We start from the raw sequence: 15,157 nt of genomic DNA, 5'->3' as shown, positions 1-15,157 counted from the left end.
TCCATCTCGTTACTGAGAGCCGTACTTGATGATATGAGCATCATAGTAGATAAGTGCTTTTTGTGGGCTCATTCCATATACAACATATTTATCGTTAATAACTACTGCCGGTACTTTCTTTATCCCCCGACCAACCACCGAGCTAATAGATGACCAACTATCAATTAAGTCCTGCGCATATTGCTTATACTCACCAGATTCAACAAAGCTAGCGATGCGTTCTTGTGCTAGTTTAGGGTCTTTAGGTAATAATTTGGAAATCCGCTCTTCATTTATTTTTAATGCATCAACTTTATGTACATTAAAAGCTGAAATCTTACGCGACATTGGAACAAAGACTTCTGTATTGCTATCTATATAAACATCCATCTTTATACTTGCATGCCCAAATTGGCTCGTTGCTGCCAGTGGCCACGCAATTGAGACATACTTTAATATCTTAGCTAGCTTCATCGTAAATCCCCGTATAGGCAATATGCTCATACCGAATAGGCTCAACACCTCTTATACGGTCTAGTTTGTATGCTTTAATCAAACTCGCATGCTTATGAGGGCAATTATATTGTTTAGCTAACTGATCAATCTCCAATTTTTCTTCACCATCCGTACCCGCCATTGCAAGACTTTCTGAAGGTTGGACACATCGAAACAAAGCATTAAAATCCGCACCAAATAGACAACCTTCAGTGTATGAGTGCTCTTGTTTTCTCGCGCATAACGCCATGGTCTTTTGTTCGTCTGTCAATGGTTTTAACGCCTCAAGAAGTTCGACCTCTTTCTTAGTAGGCAAGAGCATCATTATCCACTCCATCATCGACAACATTTTTTCAGCTTCACCAGGGAAATCTTTTAAGTTTTGTGTTGCCATCCATGCGAAACCATTTAATTTACGCCATAATTTTATGACTTTAACTATGTACAACGAGGTTAAGACATTTTTTGTCACGAGGTGGCACTCATCGGTAATTTTAATGAGCAATCGACCTGTCATTTGGTATTTTTCAGCTAGAGCATTTAGCCTCTGTAGAATTGAAACATATACAACACCAAGTAATGCTTCTTTGCCAGGTTTAGCTAAAGTAGCCAAATCAATCACCGTAACATCAACATCTGGAAATATTTCATCATCATTGGCGGGGACTTTATTAAGCAAGTCACCATCAAAACCTTGGGTATAGTTTTCTAAGGCACCAGCCATATCAAATAGCCTGACACGTTGCTGCTCTAAAAGACGTTTATTTGACTTATCCTCAGCCATTCTGAAAAGCTCATCGGCAACCGTTTGTACATTTGGAGTGAAATTATTGATGTATCCTAACTTCCCTGCATTCATCAAAGCTTGTCGTAAGTATCGTTTGTCAGATTGGTAGAAACGATTCATTTCTTTCTCTTCACCAGAAGTAATCATGGAAAACGCTATAAGCTCAATCTCCCCTAATCGGTCCTTCTGCTCACTTTCCTCAAATATTTCCGTAAATGATTCCCCTTTATTGATTGCTTTAACTCGTGCTTTGTCAAACTCTTGCTCTTTCTTTATAAGAGCCCAATGTGACTCAATTTCCTCTTTTGCTTCCTCCATCAAAACTTCGTGCAATGACCCACCATCCCCATCTAAATGTTCAAACGAAATGCCGGATTCAATGGTAAAAGTCTTTCTCACATCTGGGGCCGCCGATTGGTTAAATGATGCGATTTGGATCTCTTCATCGTCTAACTCAACAACACCATCATTAATCAAAAGAACAAGGTCACTGAAAGGGCATAAATTTGGACAATAATAATCGTTCTTAGGGTCAGACGGAGTTATCCTTTTCTCATTAACTGTCATTCCATGGTCTTTAATAAAACCAACAACATGGCGAAATGAACCACCCGCTTCAATTATGTACAATCTTGGGCGCTTTATAGCTATCAATAACAAGGTTAAATAAACTAAAGTGGCCGACTTACCCGCACCTGTAGTACCCGTGACGAGCATGTGGGCATTAGCTTGCCTATCCTTCTTCACCATTATGTCTTTAGTTAATACTGAACCTGACCGATTAAACATTAATAGCAATGGATTGCCTGAACCAACTTCTCGACCGAAAAAGAAAGACAAATTCCCCACATCATGCAAATAGATTGGTACCAAGCACTTTTTCGCGTTTGGAATCGTAGGGTCAAAACACATAGGTAAGTTGTAAATAAAAGCGTTAGCCGCTAAAGGATCTATGTATCCGCGCTCTTGAATTGGGGTTAAGTTTGCAGATACCAGCGTATTACAAACAGAAGAATATCGGTCATGAAGTTCGTCCTTATCGCGACCTCGAACGTAGAAACACAGTGAGGTCATTGTAGGGCGAACATGATCGTGGCCCAAGCATTCGCGGTGGTATTGAATCTTCTCTCTCATAATCGCATTGCCAGGACTCAGATTTGATTGTGATACCGCTTCTTTCCTGTTCAGTAGACCTTGTACAAATTCTTTAGTACAGAAAACTGACGTCATGCACATCATTGTCCCTGCAGGAAGTTGATCCGTTATACAAGTGGAAGATGCGCTGGTCTCAACCTCCCCTGTTAAGTGCCCTATGTCTGTCATCCCGTTCAGACCATTCACTCTTACCAGTTTGTGATGAGTTTCGCCTATCGTGTACAGATTTTCTTCTGCTTCGTATCGTGGACGATTTAAAAAAAGATTTGCTTGAACGTTTTCAGGAAGGTCGCCATCAAGATTGACTTTAGGAACAATATTCTCAAAGTAATCTTTTGATGATTGGCCTTCAGGTTTGTCATTAAAGAATTTAATTAACCAATAGAAAAAGTCGAATTCTGTGTTACGTACTAAATCAATTCCGATTTTCTTCAATGATTGTTCAAGGCCTGTCGCTAAAGTCTCAAGCTCCTTCTTTGCATTAACTTTGCGTTTTCTCTTAAGTGAATCTGGACCAAGTCGACGATAAATAACCAATTTTGTTCGTTCAATACCACCGACAAATGGTTGTCTCGTAACTACATTGTCAGTAAAAAGACCATCTTCAGCAGCGCATGATTTAAAGTGTTTCTTCATCATGCCTTTTAGTACCACTTCCGCTAAAGGTGACTCTTTTGCATAAGCATCAGCGTATTCATAAGCCTCATCAGCAAGTGATTCAAGATCCGTGTCTTTCCAACGGTATTGTTGCAATACCCATTCACCATCAGCTTCATCATATTCTTGAAATGAGTTAGATAGAGTCTTAACTATTTCAATGGCTACTTCACGTTTGTAGTCGGTAGATCGGCCTTCAGTGGCTAGAGGCTTTACATCAAAAACGATTCCATAATTATTCCCATCATCAAAACTGAAAATATCCGTCTCTTGACAGTAACCCATATATGGCATGTATTTTCCAAATGAAGCACCATGAGTTTCAAATAATGCTTTATGTTCTGCCATTGAGAGTGAGGCTTCGCCAGCAACTCTATCAGGATCCAAATATTCAGACAAAACTTTACGTGCGGAGTATAAGAGTTGAGAAAAAGCACTCATTTCTAGCGTTGATTCGTCTTCAGTTAAGTCTACATTCATGGACTCACTCATTGCCTACTCTCCCTGTTTAAAGTTGTAAGTTTCGCTATTGGACAGATTTCGTTCACTTGGTAATGCATATTCGTCTTTTTCAAGGAGCTTGAATTCACTGAAGTACCCAGGTATAGGCACTCTATCTGTTTTACTTAATTTTGGAGGTACATAAAAATAGATAGTCGGATTGTCTAACAATTGAAAATTCACCCGAGGAGAGTTATGCAAGGTATAGACATCAACTTCAGCTCTCTCGTGTGGAGTAGTAGATCGCCAAGGAACACTATTCCTATTACCACTAGCTTTTGAGTTACCTGTATAGGTCGCGGAAGTGCCCCCGTGGTACACATCCTCAGTAGAGATACCTGACTTAGGTATATGTGAACCACTGCTACAACCTAGAACTAAAAAACTAATCAAGCTCGGAAGAATAAATTTTGTTTTCATCACTGTATCCATACTCATAATTAATTTTCCTAGCGTTCGGGTTGTAATCAATATTTAACTGCCGCGTTACTCTTATTCCAAGTAGTGTATTATTTGGCACCCAAACACTTATCTGAGGGCTTGCGTATACTTGATCGACCACTTCAGCCCCTCCTGCAGCCGCCTCTGCAATACCTTCAGCAGCAGCGTAAGTAAAAGGGTTTCCATTGACCGTTGACGATTCTAATCCTGACTCTAAGCTAGTAAACTTCTCAGTTTCCGCTTCTGCGAAGGCATTCGCTATACCTTGTGTACCTCGGGTAATACCGCGAGCCAGTAAAACTTCATCAATATCACTGGTAACCACCCCTTGAATGCATTCATAGCCCTCATCATCAACCAACCTACCAAGGAATGCATCTGAAAAACCTAAATCTCCAGAGTTCTCTGTATTGAGAGTATGAATAGTTCCATCTTCAAATATATAAGTCATTCCATCAATAAACCCTCTAACACATGAATCAGAGAAATTACCAGAGGCGACACCATAAAATTCCATGCCTTCAAGGCCTTGAATCATTAATCCATTAGTAGCGAGAACTCTTGGACCCACTTTTATAGAGAATCGATTCGGATTTGTTACATCACCATCCAGAGGAACTATACCAATGATACCGTCAAGTGCTCTCGCTCCTACGATCTTTGCTCCAGCATTAATTGTTGCGAAAGGAATTGGCTTAGGTTCAGTATCTTCAGTCTTTTCATCTAGATCTTCATTGATAGTATTCATTGCGAATGAGGATGTTCTTCTGCCAACGATTTTCGGGTAAGTTGTCGTTGCAATGCCCTTTTCATCCAATACTTCAATTTTGTCTATTGGCTCAAAAGTGACCCAGACATTATCACTAGGATTAGTATCACCAGACGTTGCTTCATACGAGGCATTGTCATTGCCTGAAGATAAACCGGAAGGGCGACCAGACTCGCTTGTATCGACAACCATCTTTTTTTGAGACTCCCCAGTCCAGCCCTCTAAAACTGACTCAATGGTTACATTGGCTTTATCTTCTGTATACCGTGTTCCAAATGCCTTCTCTCGATTTTCGCTAAAGCTTGCAACTCTATCTGCCAAATCAAAAGGGTCTCCACCCATAGCTTTCGAAAGTGACGTAGTTACGGAATCATCGCCTTCATCTCGTTTGTAAATTGGCGTGGTGGAATCTGATGGTGGTGTGGATTTTTCACTCATTCCAGCAATCCACTCTTCTGCATTATCCGGTTTAGAATTGCTTGCACCTTCAGTCAGTCCTTTCTCATAGGCCTCTTGTTGTGCCGTCTCGAGTCGATTTTTTAAATCTTGATTATCCTGAATAGCTTTCAACGCCAACGAATTAGCGCTGTTTATGTCACCACGTAATTTTTCAAGCATTGCAGCTGGCGGCATAAAATCAGTTTCTGTTACTGGGTTATCTTCTAATTTTTGTTCATATGAACTTACAATAGGTACAGGAGCAAGTAACTTGGGAGCAATGGTATTTGACCAGAACATGTAACCCGCCCAAACAATCATTACGAGGGTACCTACACCAATTAACGCAAAGGTTTTATTTTTCTTAGCCATTAATAACACCCCTCATCCATGCCAAATTCAGTAAAAATGTAAGGATTAGAGTTTATGGCCGCATGAAACTGTGTCTCAGTAATGACAACCAACGTTGTATAAGACCCAGCGGTACCCTCTGGTTGAACATACAAATCATGAGGGGATACACGAAGGGCTTGTGTGTTCCAATGGGTTAAATTGATATACCTTTTACGATCAGTTAAATTCGTCATTTCCAACGTAGTGATGTAACGGCCATCTCTTGTTTTGAAACCATCCAAAGCTTTAAAAGCGAAAACTCCGAACGAGCAATGAGTCATGAGCGATGTAAGGTCCAAGTTGGCAGGTATTCTCACAGGAGTAACACCTCTTGGTAGTTCAGGACGCAACCTTTCAGGTAACCAGTAGAGTTGATGGCCAAACCTCATAAGAGCGACGTCCGTGATGCTCGAACTTTGCATGAATGGAGGGACATTATTTGATTGTGCATTTCTACTTACAGTGGGATTTTGTACACTAGTTTCGAACAGATCAATTTTTATATGTTCAACCTCTAAATCAGTCGCATCAACAACCATTAAATTCAGTCTAATTTGAATGTTGGAGTTTTTTAATGTGATTCTTGCAGGTGTAGTATCAAATTTCTCAAGGGCCGTTATGTAGATAGACCCATTTGCCGGTTCTACTAATACCTTACTTTTAATTGAACTTGGTACTGAAAGGTTTGCATGATCTGGTAACTCAATGATGCGCTGTTTACCTGTTTCCAACACGATTTTAATTGGTTCACCTTTCCATATATGAACCTCTACAGCGTTTGCACTAAATGCAAAAAAAATCATAATTACACTAACCCAAAGAGTTTTCATTATTGAGTCTCCACTGAGTTTCTAATTATAGTTTTAGGTTCTTCATAGAACCCCGCTAATTGAAAGTTCCATTGAGCACCATGACAATTAATTGCTCGTGACTCGCCTCTTATGACTCTGTACTTTACGCTGATATCTCTAGAATAAAGCTTAGTCCCGTTGTAATACTCGGTCTGCGTGACTGGTAAATCGACAACCCAAGAGTCGCCCAATGAATATACATTTTTATCTGAAAAAGCCAGGTCGGGGATCAGATTTGAGTATCTGGCTTGGCCTATATATTCACCTTTGGCCACATAATTTTCTCTTCTTTGAGTGAGCTCTTTTTCAAATTCCTGAGTAATGTAACAGCGATAATCACTCACAAGCTGCACCGGAAAAGACTGACTGCGTTTTTCTTCTGTTGAAATATCAAGCTTCTTTTTGTCTTCAATCTCATCCCAACTATTGATGAGTTCATGAATCATATAAGCATAACCATGCACTTGAGCCGGATCCCTTTCATATAATTTACGAGTTATCCCCATATTTAGGTCCGGTGGTACATCTACAGTCATTTCTCTTGGGATTGCATCTATATTTGATGACAGTTTCAATATAACAACAGGCCATATTACATGGCCTACAAGTAGCCAGAAAATAATCTTTTGAAGTTGTTCAGCCTTACTTCTAGGACCAGCCATGAATTGTATCCTTAATATTTATTTGTACTAAAAATAGTATCTGAAACTATGAGATCATCTTTATTCGATGGTGTAGCCTTTGGGGAAAAAGCTTCAACATCACTTGTACATTTCATAATTAAGTACCCCATCAAATAGGGTGCTGCTAAAAAACTTAGCGAAGCCAATCCAAATATTGAAAAAATAACTGGCAATATGATGAACAATATAAAAAACAAGCTAAAAAACAGAACAATTATTGATGGAGTTAAATAACTTTTAAGTGATCTTTTAATTGATAAATGGGCCAATGCACCAGGAAGTTGTTTCTTTAACTTGCTCATTTTCATACAGCGTGTAATCGACCTTTTAATGAGCATCCCCATTCCAAATACAACCACAAAGAATTTAAAGAAAGGGATCAGGTTAGACAATTGAATGCAAAACCAAGCTACTTCAAATAGTGTTAAAAATACGATGATCGCAAGTTCCCCTAGCGAGACCCCCTTAATAACACTTGGGGACATTTGAATTTCGTCGAGTGAACTTTCAGGGTATTGGCCAGACACTTTATGATTTACCTAAAAGTGTCAATAAGTCTTGAACAAGGTATGCGGATGTAGTCAAACCAATTGCTAAAATCGCGCCCGCAAAAGCAATTTGTTTACCTGAACCACGTTCAGTAAATAATTCAAGGCAGATAGCTACACCAAGTCCTATTAAGCCAGCTAAGGAGATGAATGCAGTAACACTTAATGCGCCGAGATTACCTACTTCCGCAACAATGACGGTTAATACGTTTATCCAATTACTATCACCCTGAGTAAGCCCCGAAATCTTAGGTGCTGACGGTGGATTTAAAGCGAAGGCCTGAAATGAAGCCAGTTGAGTGCAAATAAAGATGTATATTGCACAGATTCTTTTTTTAACTTGGTAAATCATGTTATGTCCCTATTATTAAACCTACAAAAGTAACTAAAGCTGCAAATCTTAAAAACTGAGTGAAATATGTAAGTGCGTTCGGCTTACCTGTACTAAGGCCAACCATCATAGCAAGTATGATAAGTAGACCTAGAAACAATATCGATACGTACCATGTTGCTGTAATAACGTTTAAAAGTGCATTAACCGCATCAGAACCAGCCACTGCATCAAATGCTGGCTTCAAACATTCCTTACTCGGTTTATCACAAGCCATATTCAGTCGCCTTCTTTATTCGAGTATTGATTAGGTATCAATTGAGGCTGTAGTGGTGCACTCATAAAATGGTCAACGCCTTCCATAACTTCACGTATAGAACGCTTCCCTTCAATCGTATCGAAACTGTACCTCTGAGAACCATCATTTGCTCTTTCTGCTCTTTCAAGTGCAAGTATTGCTTGGTTTAACTGAGCCCTGGCATTAAGGAGGTGCTCTCGATATGACTGAGTACTGGCATTAACCGATGAGGAAATAATCAGTACAACCGTAAAAAACAACCATTTTGAATTATTAGTCTGAAGCATGCTTATCCATTAAGTTGAAACTCTTACTAACGATACTAGAGAGAACAACTATTTTTGACCATGTCTGACTGGCATCATTTTAGCGGCGTTTTTTGAATGAAAAAAAACCACACGGAAAATACGTGTGGTTCTGGGATAGTTTTGAATTTTGTACGTTGATGTTGTTATAAGGACTCAAGAAATCTCTTATATTTATCCAATACAGTTTGATCTACATTTTGTAGCTTCAACGTTACAGACTTCTCAGATTCATTGATGTCGCTCAAATATTTCGAGTTGCCAACATTAACCCAATTACTAACTGCGACAGTCTTAACTTTTGGAAGAATGTTATCAGCAGTTAAGATGACCTCTTCAAGGACCTCACTGTCATTCATTCCATCTAAATCTATGGCCTTAATTGAATCGAGCAATCGTTTAGTAAAATCGCCATTGCCATTTTTCTTATCTTTATTATGAAAGCGACGGAAAATAGGCACTAGTTTCTCGATAACTTCTCGACTAACAGAGGTCACTGATGGAAATCTAAGATAAGCTTCAATTGGGACTATTTCTACAGCATTGATAAATAACGACACTCGGCCCATCTTCATTTTGAATTGTTCAGCAATGGCCTCTCTTGATGCGTCTGGGAACTTGTTACTGAAACGAATTATCTTTTTACCAATCTCATAGCTTGAAAAGGCTTTCGATGCATTGCCTACCTCAGAAATATACTCAGCAGCTTCCTTACTCGGTACCGTATCAGTAACCCACATTCTAAAAGCACGTTTACCCAACATACAACTCGCACGTCTTGAAGAGCCTTCGATAACAGCGTATTTACCCTTCTGTTTATCATTGTATGCTTCTGCAGCAACAAGTTGCCCCTTTTCAGTAAGCGTGTTCAATATGTACGACAATGTATTTGCGTTTAAGGATTTTTGTTCACGGTCGTTCTCTTCAACAACATATGTCGTCTCCTCAATCAAATGATGTGGGATGATTACTAAGTATTTAGTGACAACCTCTCCATCAATAATCCCAGGAGTCGAATATTCTCGTAAGACTTGAACTTCTTTGGATCCTTCAAGAAGCGAATCAATCGTCATATTTAGAGCCGTAACTTGACCTTCTTGATGGGAAGTGAATTTTGACCAGTCTACTTCATCCCCATCCATAACCTTTGTTGCTAATTTATGTAACTCATCAATATTCTTTAGTAGAACATCTTTATCCAAACTAACGCCGCTTAGATCCATAGCAGTAGTAATATGAGAAATCATTGTCGCATTTTTAGTTTTTTCTCTAAGTTCTTTTGCTTGTCTTGATTCACTCATTGTATGTCTCCATTTCTTCATGGCAATCAATTAGTGTCATTTCTATTTGTTCTACCCACTTCGAAAGTTCACTTTTTTTATTAGAAAAAGTTTTGATATCTCCAATTTCATAATGCTTGTAACCACGCTCACTCATTGAAAACACTGTGTACCCATAATTCATACACCTTTGATGAACAAATGAATCTGATAACTGTGCAGGTATATAGGACTGTTTGAAAATTTGTCTTAAGTCTAAATGCGCTCGATGATTGTATTCTTCCTTTAAACTTGAACTTGATGCACTAGTCATGTTTAAGAAGCCTTTAATGAACTTTAGCCTTTTCAAGTCATAACCTTCATTTTCGAGTTCACCAAACAAATCTTCCCATCGCCCAATGAATTTAAGTGTCGAATCGAAATCAATAATCTTTGGTGTGGTCGGCAAGAAAAAACCATCGATTGCACCAAGAGCTGTTTTGAGAACCGCATCTAAATGTGGACCAACATCTAGAAGTATATAGTCGTAATCATCTTGAATATGTTCAATAACCTTTATTCTTAATAAATCATGTACTGCAATATTTTGTTTTTCTGCAAGGCCATATAAAGTATCTGCAACAAAACCATCATTAGTTGACGATGCGATGATATCAATATTGGCATTGTTCGTTTTACAGATTGACCACTCCTCAATCAGTTTTCTATTAATATCATCAGACTCCATAGACATAAGCTGAGTAGCTGAAATGTGATTTTCTTGTAGTTTACCTTTAAGAAAATGAAATGTCGTTGAGGCTTGAGGGTCAAGATCTATTATTAAAATCTTCTTATCTTGGACGATTGTTGAAGGCATTAACGTGCAACCTTCAGCAAAGTTTACAGTAAGAGTACTTTTGCCTACTCCACCTTTTAAATTGAGAAATGCTGCTACGACAGCTCTTAATGATTTGTATTCATATTTTGGCTGTTTGTTGTGATCGGCTAACCATCGAACCTGATCTTGTGTCAGAGCATATTGTTTATTTGCTAACTGATCAAAACTATAGACTCCATCTTCCATCAATTTCTTCAAATGCTCTCTGAGATCTCGTGGTTTAGCATAGCAATCCATCATTGCGCATAATTCATCAGAGGAATAAGTTACATCGGCATGATTTTTATTTGAAAAAGCTTCAATCGTCTTTTGGTTTCCTTTAGCTATAAAGGAAGCTCGTTTCCCTAATTTATTTAATTCTTCAACTATCATTTTTTACTCCCGAAGGCCAATATTCGTTTCAACCAATAAATTATGTCACCATTTAACCATTATTGCAAGATGGTAACGCAAGTCGAGATTCGAGACGAGTTATCAATCTCATTTCTACTGCAACAGCAGTCTAGGTTTGCATATCAAACCAAAAAAAACGACCTTAATAGGTCGTTTTTATATCTTAAATGTTCTCATTTTCTCCTATAATGCATCATCATCATCATGAGCAAACCAAGGAAACCAATTGAGCCGCCACTTGAGCCCCCAGTATCAGTTGAACTACCAGAGTCTGACCCATTATCGGATCCGCCATCATCATTGCTGAACATGGCACGACTATAAGAAGCAACCGAAGGATTTCCAGCAGATACATCAACTGTTAAATCAAACATGGAAGTATGAGTTATGTTTGATTGCTTTGAAGTTTCACCATCAGCAAATGTAACAGTGTCACTAACAATCTCATACCCATTTAGTCTGTAAACTAGGTCAACTTCAATCGAACCTTGAGCCCCACCCGTTCTCGTTAACTGTACGATCCCTTCACAAGTTACGCTACATGATGCGGTTGCACTGGTAATTAGAACTTTACCAGAGAATCCACTCAACGTAGGTTGGTAGTTCAGGGTATAGGTATTTGTCGAACCTAAAATCATTTGATATGGCGTTTCAAGCTTAAAGGTTACTTGACCATTTTGACGGTACAAACCAGATTCAGTCGTATTAAAGGTTACCGTCTTACTAGACTCTCCAATACCAAAACTGACCATTTTTTCGAAGTCGAAATCATAACCAGCAATAATATTTCCATCACCATATGCTCGAACGAGCACATCACCAACCAAAGTTGTATTGGTTCTTGTAACTTCAACATTAAATGAACCATTAGATTCATTAATAATTGATGGCATAGTCCCAAAGTTTACTTCACCTGAAACAGTCATATTATTGTAGCGATTACTAGTAATCGTATTCCATGTGGAAGTGTCTCCAACAGATCCACTGGTTCCTGGATCAACCACACCTTGAAAAGGAGTAACACGAGGTGAGTTATGTTTGTAAGAAGTCCCTAATTGATACTTCAATGTTTCACTAGAGTCATTCCCGAACGATGTATCAGGACTACCACAAGGAATACCTGAAGACGTAATATTAGGGGATGAGAAGAATGGTACAGATCGTACATTTCCAGTTCCAGACCACATGATACTTCTCTCGCCATTACAACTTGCAGCAAACCCAAGTGCATCAGCGTGATTATTCTCTGGATTTGAAGACCGTTCATGAGAGAGGCCATTAGTATGTCCGAGTTCATGGGCAACAATATCGTTTGAAGAACAAATCGAATCATTTGGGTACAACACTGTTGAGAATGCATCCGAACCAATCTTCACTTCACCCCAAAAGTTTTCTGGCGCATCCATGTAGTCTGGTGAGGCTTTATTCGGTCGGGACCAATTGCCAAGGCCCACACCACAGATTGAACCTTTAGAGCCGCTTGCTTGGTAATAAGGTCGCACACTAACTACACGATCAAATGAATACTTCAACCAATCTGCATTAATAACGTCGCCAGTTCTACCCATTGGGGTTCGCGATGGTAACCTTAGATCATCAACATCTAAAGAAGCAATGATGTCATTATAAACATCTGCTGTTACTTCTTGTGTATCGTAAGTAAAATTTGACCCGTAATCTTGTTGATTAACAGGTGACTCTACATATCGTATCACCGCGACTTCTTGTTGGAAGTCAACGCAACTGTTCTTAAGACCAAGATTTGAATAGTTAATCTGAGTATCGATCCAATCTTCAACTTGCTCTCTTGTCGCATAGTCCAAAACATCTTCAGTCACATAGAAAGCAACTCTTTGATAGTGCTCTTTAGATAGAGTTGTATAGTCAATTGAACAGACTGGAATCGAAATCCCTGAAGAATATGAAGAAACAGACCTTGCGGATACCACTGAAGTTTTGTCTCTAGAACCAATTGACATAGCTTGAGTAGTTGCAGTAGTCGCACTCAATAGAATGGCTAACGATGCCAATACCTTTGTTGAAAGCATAATAATACTCCTTTTTTAAATATAATATGAAACTCTGCACAACGTGTCAACCATGAGAACACGATTAGACCTTGTGTGCAAAAATATGAAGGTGGGAAATATTCGATTTCTTTAAATTAGTCATCGCTGAATTAAATGGTGAGAGCTAATTTAAAAATTGCGGCTTGTGAGGTTCTTCTCAAATGGAGAAAAATATATAGGTCACAGAAGTGATATGGAATTAAGTGATGCCAACCAAAGGTTGTAGTAAATCTAAGCATCGAAATTACTCTTTTAACAAATCAATTTGAGCACAATATGATCAACATATCTATTGTTCTAACTGCATAAACTAAAGTTCTACTTACATGAAATCAACTAACTCTAAAGATTTAGAGTCGAGTTTGATTTCTATGAAATTTTTAATGAATTTTCATGAAGATTAGTGTTTCTAAATGGTTTCACAACGAGTGAACGCTAAAGCTTTACCATTGTTCCCATCGGGATATTCCCAATACCCTACACCAGACGTATTTTGAGTGTAATATCTAATATTAACCATCCATCGACTACCACTATCCGTCGCATAGGTTTGAAAAGAACCCATTTTTACAGCCTTAGAGTTTCTACCTACAAGCTGAGACATTCCTAGATATATTTTCGAGATAGAGCCAGCAGGACATGATGGTTTATTGATGTAGGAACCATGTGAATAGAGGCTTATAGTATCAAAAACTGAATCTCGCAAGGAAACAGGGGTACCATCACCACCAATATAATCTTTAAAATTCATATCACCCATTTCAGTTATATTAAAACCATCAAAATCCCAGTGGGCTGTTGGGAGATTGGTACCATCCGTTCGTGTTAAGGCGTTGTGGGCAATATCAACAGCTGGCCTTGATACAGAAAATGAAATTTCCGTACCAATCACCGAACCGGCAGGAAAATGGCTAGCAAGTTCCATTGCAAGACCGATATCACCTGCCCCATTGTCGGTTGCACCACTAGTATCAATTGTGAATCGAATTTTTGCCGGTAAATCTATGGGATTAAGAGGATCGGTAACATCTTGAGGAACAAATCTCTCGAACTCAATTGGTGAGTCCCAAAGTGTTCGATTTATTTCAATACAACTTGCTAACGGGTCGCATTGCTCTAAGTAGTTGACAGCATACAATGAATCCGTATTTTCTGGCCACCTGTTAATACTTGTAGGGTCAGGTTCGTTATTAAGGTCATCCAGATGGAAGGTCCAGGCGGATTTAACTATCTCTACGACTTTGTCAGTGGTATTTTTAACGAAATGGTCGTAACGTTTAACTTCCTTAGTAAACATCAAAGTATCTAGTAAAGCTGAAGATGCCAATATAGCCATTACAACTAAAGGTAATATATACCCAAAACCACCCTGCTTTTTCATTGAATTTCTCATAAATTAACTGGCTCCTTCCAACAGCGAGAGTCTGTATCAATGTACATTCGGCTTATAGAATTATTCTGGCCCTTATGTTCAATTAGTCGCTCTATTGTCACGAATGTACCTTCGTTGCTTGTCCATGTTTGAGTCGATGCAAATTTTGTAGCCAAAGGTACACTAGGGAAGTTAAGCCTGATTACCTTTGCAGTAATACGAGGAGAAGGGATATTAGTCAATTTGTAGTTTGCTTCAAAAGTCACGTTTGATGACCTATCAATATTGGTTGTATCTAAAAAGCCCCCATCAATAAGCTCTACTAGATCAACATTGAAATTCTTACAATTTACTTGGTTAGCATCAGCATTTAGACTAGCACTCATTTCGGAATAATAAGCCTCTAAAGACTGGTCAATATCTTTAATTGACCTCAGAATATATTCTTTATCTGGAGCCTCTTCAAAAATGACCATTGTCGTTTGAATACCAACTCCCGCAATAGAGATAATGGCAGTTAAAGAAATTAACTGCC

The 15,157-nt window shown here is 38.7% G+C and carries 15 protein-coding genes; all 15 read right to left on the bottom strand.

Going from position 1 to position 15,157, the window contains the following annotated elements; translation table 11 throughout:
- Window positions 1-9: 9 nt before the first annotated feature.
- Entirely contained in the window at window positions 10-453 is a 444-nt protein-coding gene (locus A1QO_RS07865; protein ID WP_017041650.1) for a DUF1525 domain-containing protein, read from the bottom strand.
- A complete protein-coding gene (locus tag A1QO_RS07860; protein ID WP_084818944.1) occupies window positions 440-3,565 on the bottom strand; it encodes a conjugative transfer ATPase in 3,126 nt (1,041 codons plus the stop codon). The genes A1QO_RS07865 and A1QO_RS07860 overlap by 14 nt, the downstream gene beginning before the upstream one ends.
- Window positions 3,566-3,568: 3 nt before the next feature.
- Entirely contained in the window at window positions 3,569-3,994 is a 426-nt protein-coding gene (locus tag A1QO_RS07855) for a hypothetical protein (RefSeq protein WP_017041648.1), read from the bottom strand.
- Entirely contained in the window at window positions 3,960-5,594 is a 1,635-nt protein-coding gene (locus tag A1QO_RS07850; protein ID WP_026027088.1) for a hypothetical protein, read from the bottom strand. The genes A1QO_RS07855 and A1QO_RS07850 overlap by 35 nt, the downstream gene beginning before the upstream one ends.
- Entirely contained in the window at window positions 5,594-6,445 is an 852-nt protein-coding gene (locus tag A1QO_RS07845; RefSeq protein ID WP_017041646.1) for a DUF3438 family protein, read from the bottom strand. Before A1QO_RS07845 ends, A1QO_RS07850 begins: the two co-directional genes overlap by 1 nt.
- Window positions 6,445-7,128, bottom strand: coding sequence for a DUF2895 family protein (locus A1QO_RS07840; protein ID WP_017041645.1), 684 nt, complete (start codon window positions 7,126-7,128; stop codon window positions 6,445-6,447). The genes A1QO_RS07845 and A1QO_RS07840 overlap by 1 nt, the downstream gene beginning before the upstream one ends.
- 11 nt (window positions 7,129-7,139) lie before the next feature.
- Complete coding sequence (locus tag A1QO_RS07835) at window positions 7,140-7,634, bottom strand: hypothetical protein (protein WP_158006774.1); 495 nt, start codon at window positions 7,632-7,634, stop codon at window positions 7,140-7,142.
- A gap of 43 nt (window positions 7,635-7,677) precedes the next feature.
- Window positions 7,678-8,049: a hypothetical protein gene (locus A1QO_RS07830; protein ID WP_017041643.1), complete on the bottom strand. Its 372-nt coding sequence runs from the start codon at window positions 8,047-8,049 to the stop codon at window positions 7,678-7,680.
- A 1-nt stretch (window position 8,050) separates the two neighbouring features.
- A complete protein-coding gene (locus A1QO_RS07825) occupies window positions 8,051-8,305 on the bottom strand; it encodes a hypothetical protein (protein WP_017041642.1) in 255 nt (84 codons plus the stop codon).
- A gap of 2 nt (window positions 8,306-8,307) precedes the next feature.
- On the bottom strand, window positions 8,308-8,613 hold the full coding sequence (locus A1QO_RS07820; RefSeq protein WP_017041641.1) for an RAQPRD family integrative conjugative element protein: 306 nt from the start codon (window positions 8,611-8,613) through the stop codon (window positions 8,308-8,310).
- Window positions 8,614-8,777: 164 nt separating this feature from the next.
- Entirely contained in the window at window positions 8,778-9,932 is a 1,155-nt protein-coding gene (locus A1QO_RS07815; RefSeq protein WP_017041640.1) for a hypothetical protein, read from the bottom strand.
- Window positions 9,925-11,160 carry a ParA family protein gene (locus A1QO_RS07810; protein WP_017041639.1) on the bottom strand — a complete coding sequence of 412 codons (1,236 nt, stop codon included), beginning with the start codon at window positions 11,158-11,160 and terminating at the stop codon, window positions 9,925-9,927. The genes A1QO_RS07815 and A1QO_RS07810 overlap by 8 nt, the downstream gene beginning before the upstream one ends.
- 194 nt (window positions 11,161-11,354) lie before the next feature.
- Window positions 11,355-13,229 carry a GlyGly-CTERM sorting domain-containing protein gene (locus tag A1QO_RS07805; protein ID WP_017041638.1) on the bottom strand — a complete coding sequence of 625 codons (1,875 nt, stop codon included), beginning with the start codon at window positions 13,227-13,229 and terminating at the stop codon, window positions 11,355-11,357.
- Window positions 13,230-13,659: 430 nt separating this feature from the next.
- A complete protein-coding gene (locus tag A1QO_RS07800; protein ID WP_198927275.1) occupies window positions 13,660-14,631 on the bottom strand; it encodes a hypothetical protein in 972 nt (323 codons plus the stop codon).
- Between the two features lie 8 nt (window positions 14,632-14,639).
- A partial coding sequence (locus tag A1QO_RS20395; protein WP_038132006.1) for a hypothetical protein occupies window positions 14,640-15,157 on the bottom strand: 518 nt, incomplete at its 5' end.

This window comes from Vibrio genomosp. F10 str. ZF-129 (genome assembly GCF_000287055.2).
In the GTDB taxonomy this organism is placed as follows: domain Bacteria; phylum Pseudomonadota; class Gammaproteobacteria; order Enterobacterales; family Vibrionaceae; genus Vibrio.
Note: the sequence above shows the minus strand (reverse complement) of the source record. Positions and strands in the feature narration are given on the sequence as shown.

Excerpts from the sequence above, each read along its gene's own strand:
- A1QO_RS07865 (WP_017041650.1), bottom strand. The coding sequence starts at position 453 with ATGAAGCTAGCTAAGATATTAAAGTATGTCTCAATTGCGTGGCCACTG.
- A1QO_RS07860 (WP_084818944.1), bottom strand. The coding sequence starts at position 3,565 with ATGAGTGAGTCCATGAATGTAGACTTAACTGAAGACGAATCAACGCTA.
- A1QO_RS07855 (WP_017041648.1), bottom strand. The coding sequence starts at position 3,994 with ATGAAAACAAAATTTATTCTTCCGAGCTTGATTAGTTTTTTAGTTCTA.
- A1QO_RS07850 (WP_026027088.1), bottom strand. The coding sequence starts at position 5,594 with ATGGCTAAGAAAAATAAAACCTTTGCGTTAATTGGTGTAGGTACCCTC.
- A1QO_RS07845 (WP_017041646.1), bottom strand. The coding sequence starts at position 6,445 with ATGAAAACTCTTTGGGTTAGTGTAATTATGATTTTTTTTGCATTTAGT.
- A1QO_RS07840 (WP_017041645.1), bottom strand. The coding sequence starts at position 7,128 with ATGGCTGGTCCTAGAAGTAAGGCTGAACAACTTCAAAAGATTATTTTC.
- A1QO_RS07835 (WP_158006774.1), bottom strand. The coding sequence starts at position 7,634 with ATGTCCCCAAGTGTTATTAAGGGGGTCTCGCTAGGGGAACTTGCGATC.
- A1QO_RS07830 (WP_017041643.1), bottom strand. The coding sequence starts at position 8,049 with ATGATTTACCAAGTTAAAAAAAGAATCTGTGCAATATACATCTTTATT.
- A1QO_RS07825 (WP_017041642.1), bottom strand. The coding sequence starts at position 8,305 with ATGGCTTGTGATAAACCGAGTAAGGAATGTTTGAAGCCAGCATTTGAT.
- A1QO_RS07820 (WP_017041641.1), bottom strand. The coding sequence starts at position 8,613 with ATGCTTCAGACTAATAATTCAAAATGGTTGTTTTTTACGGTTGTACTG.
- A1QO_RS07815 (WP_017041640.1), bottom strand. The coding sequence starts at position 9,932 with ATGAGTGAATCAAGACAAGCAAAAGAACTTAGAGAAAAAACTAAAAAT.
- A1QO_RS07810 (WP_017041639.1), bottom strand. The coding sequence starts at position 11,160 with ATGATAGTTGAAGAATTAAATAAATTAGGGAAACGAGCTTCCTTTATA.
- A1QO_RS07805 (WP_017041638.1), bottom strand. The coding sequence starts at position 13,229 with ATGCTTTCAACAAAGGTATTGGCATCGTTAGCCATTCTATTGAGTGCG.
- A1QO_RS07800 (WP_198927275.1), bottom strand. The coding sequence starts at position 14,631 with ATGAAAAAGCAGGGTGGTTTTGGGTATATATTACCTTTAGTTGTAATG.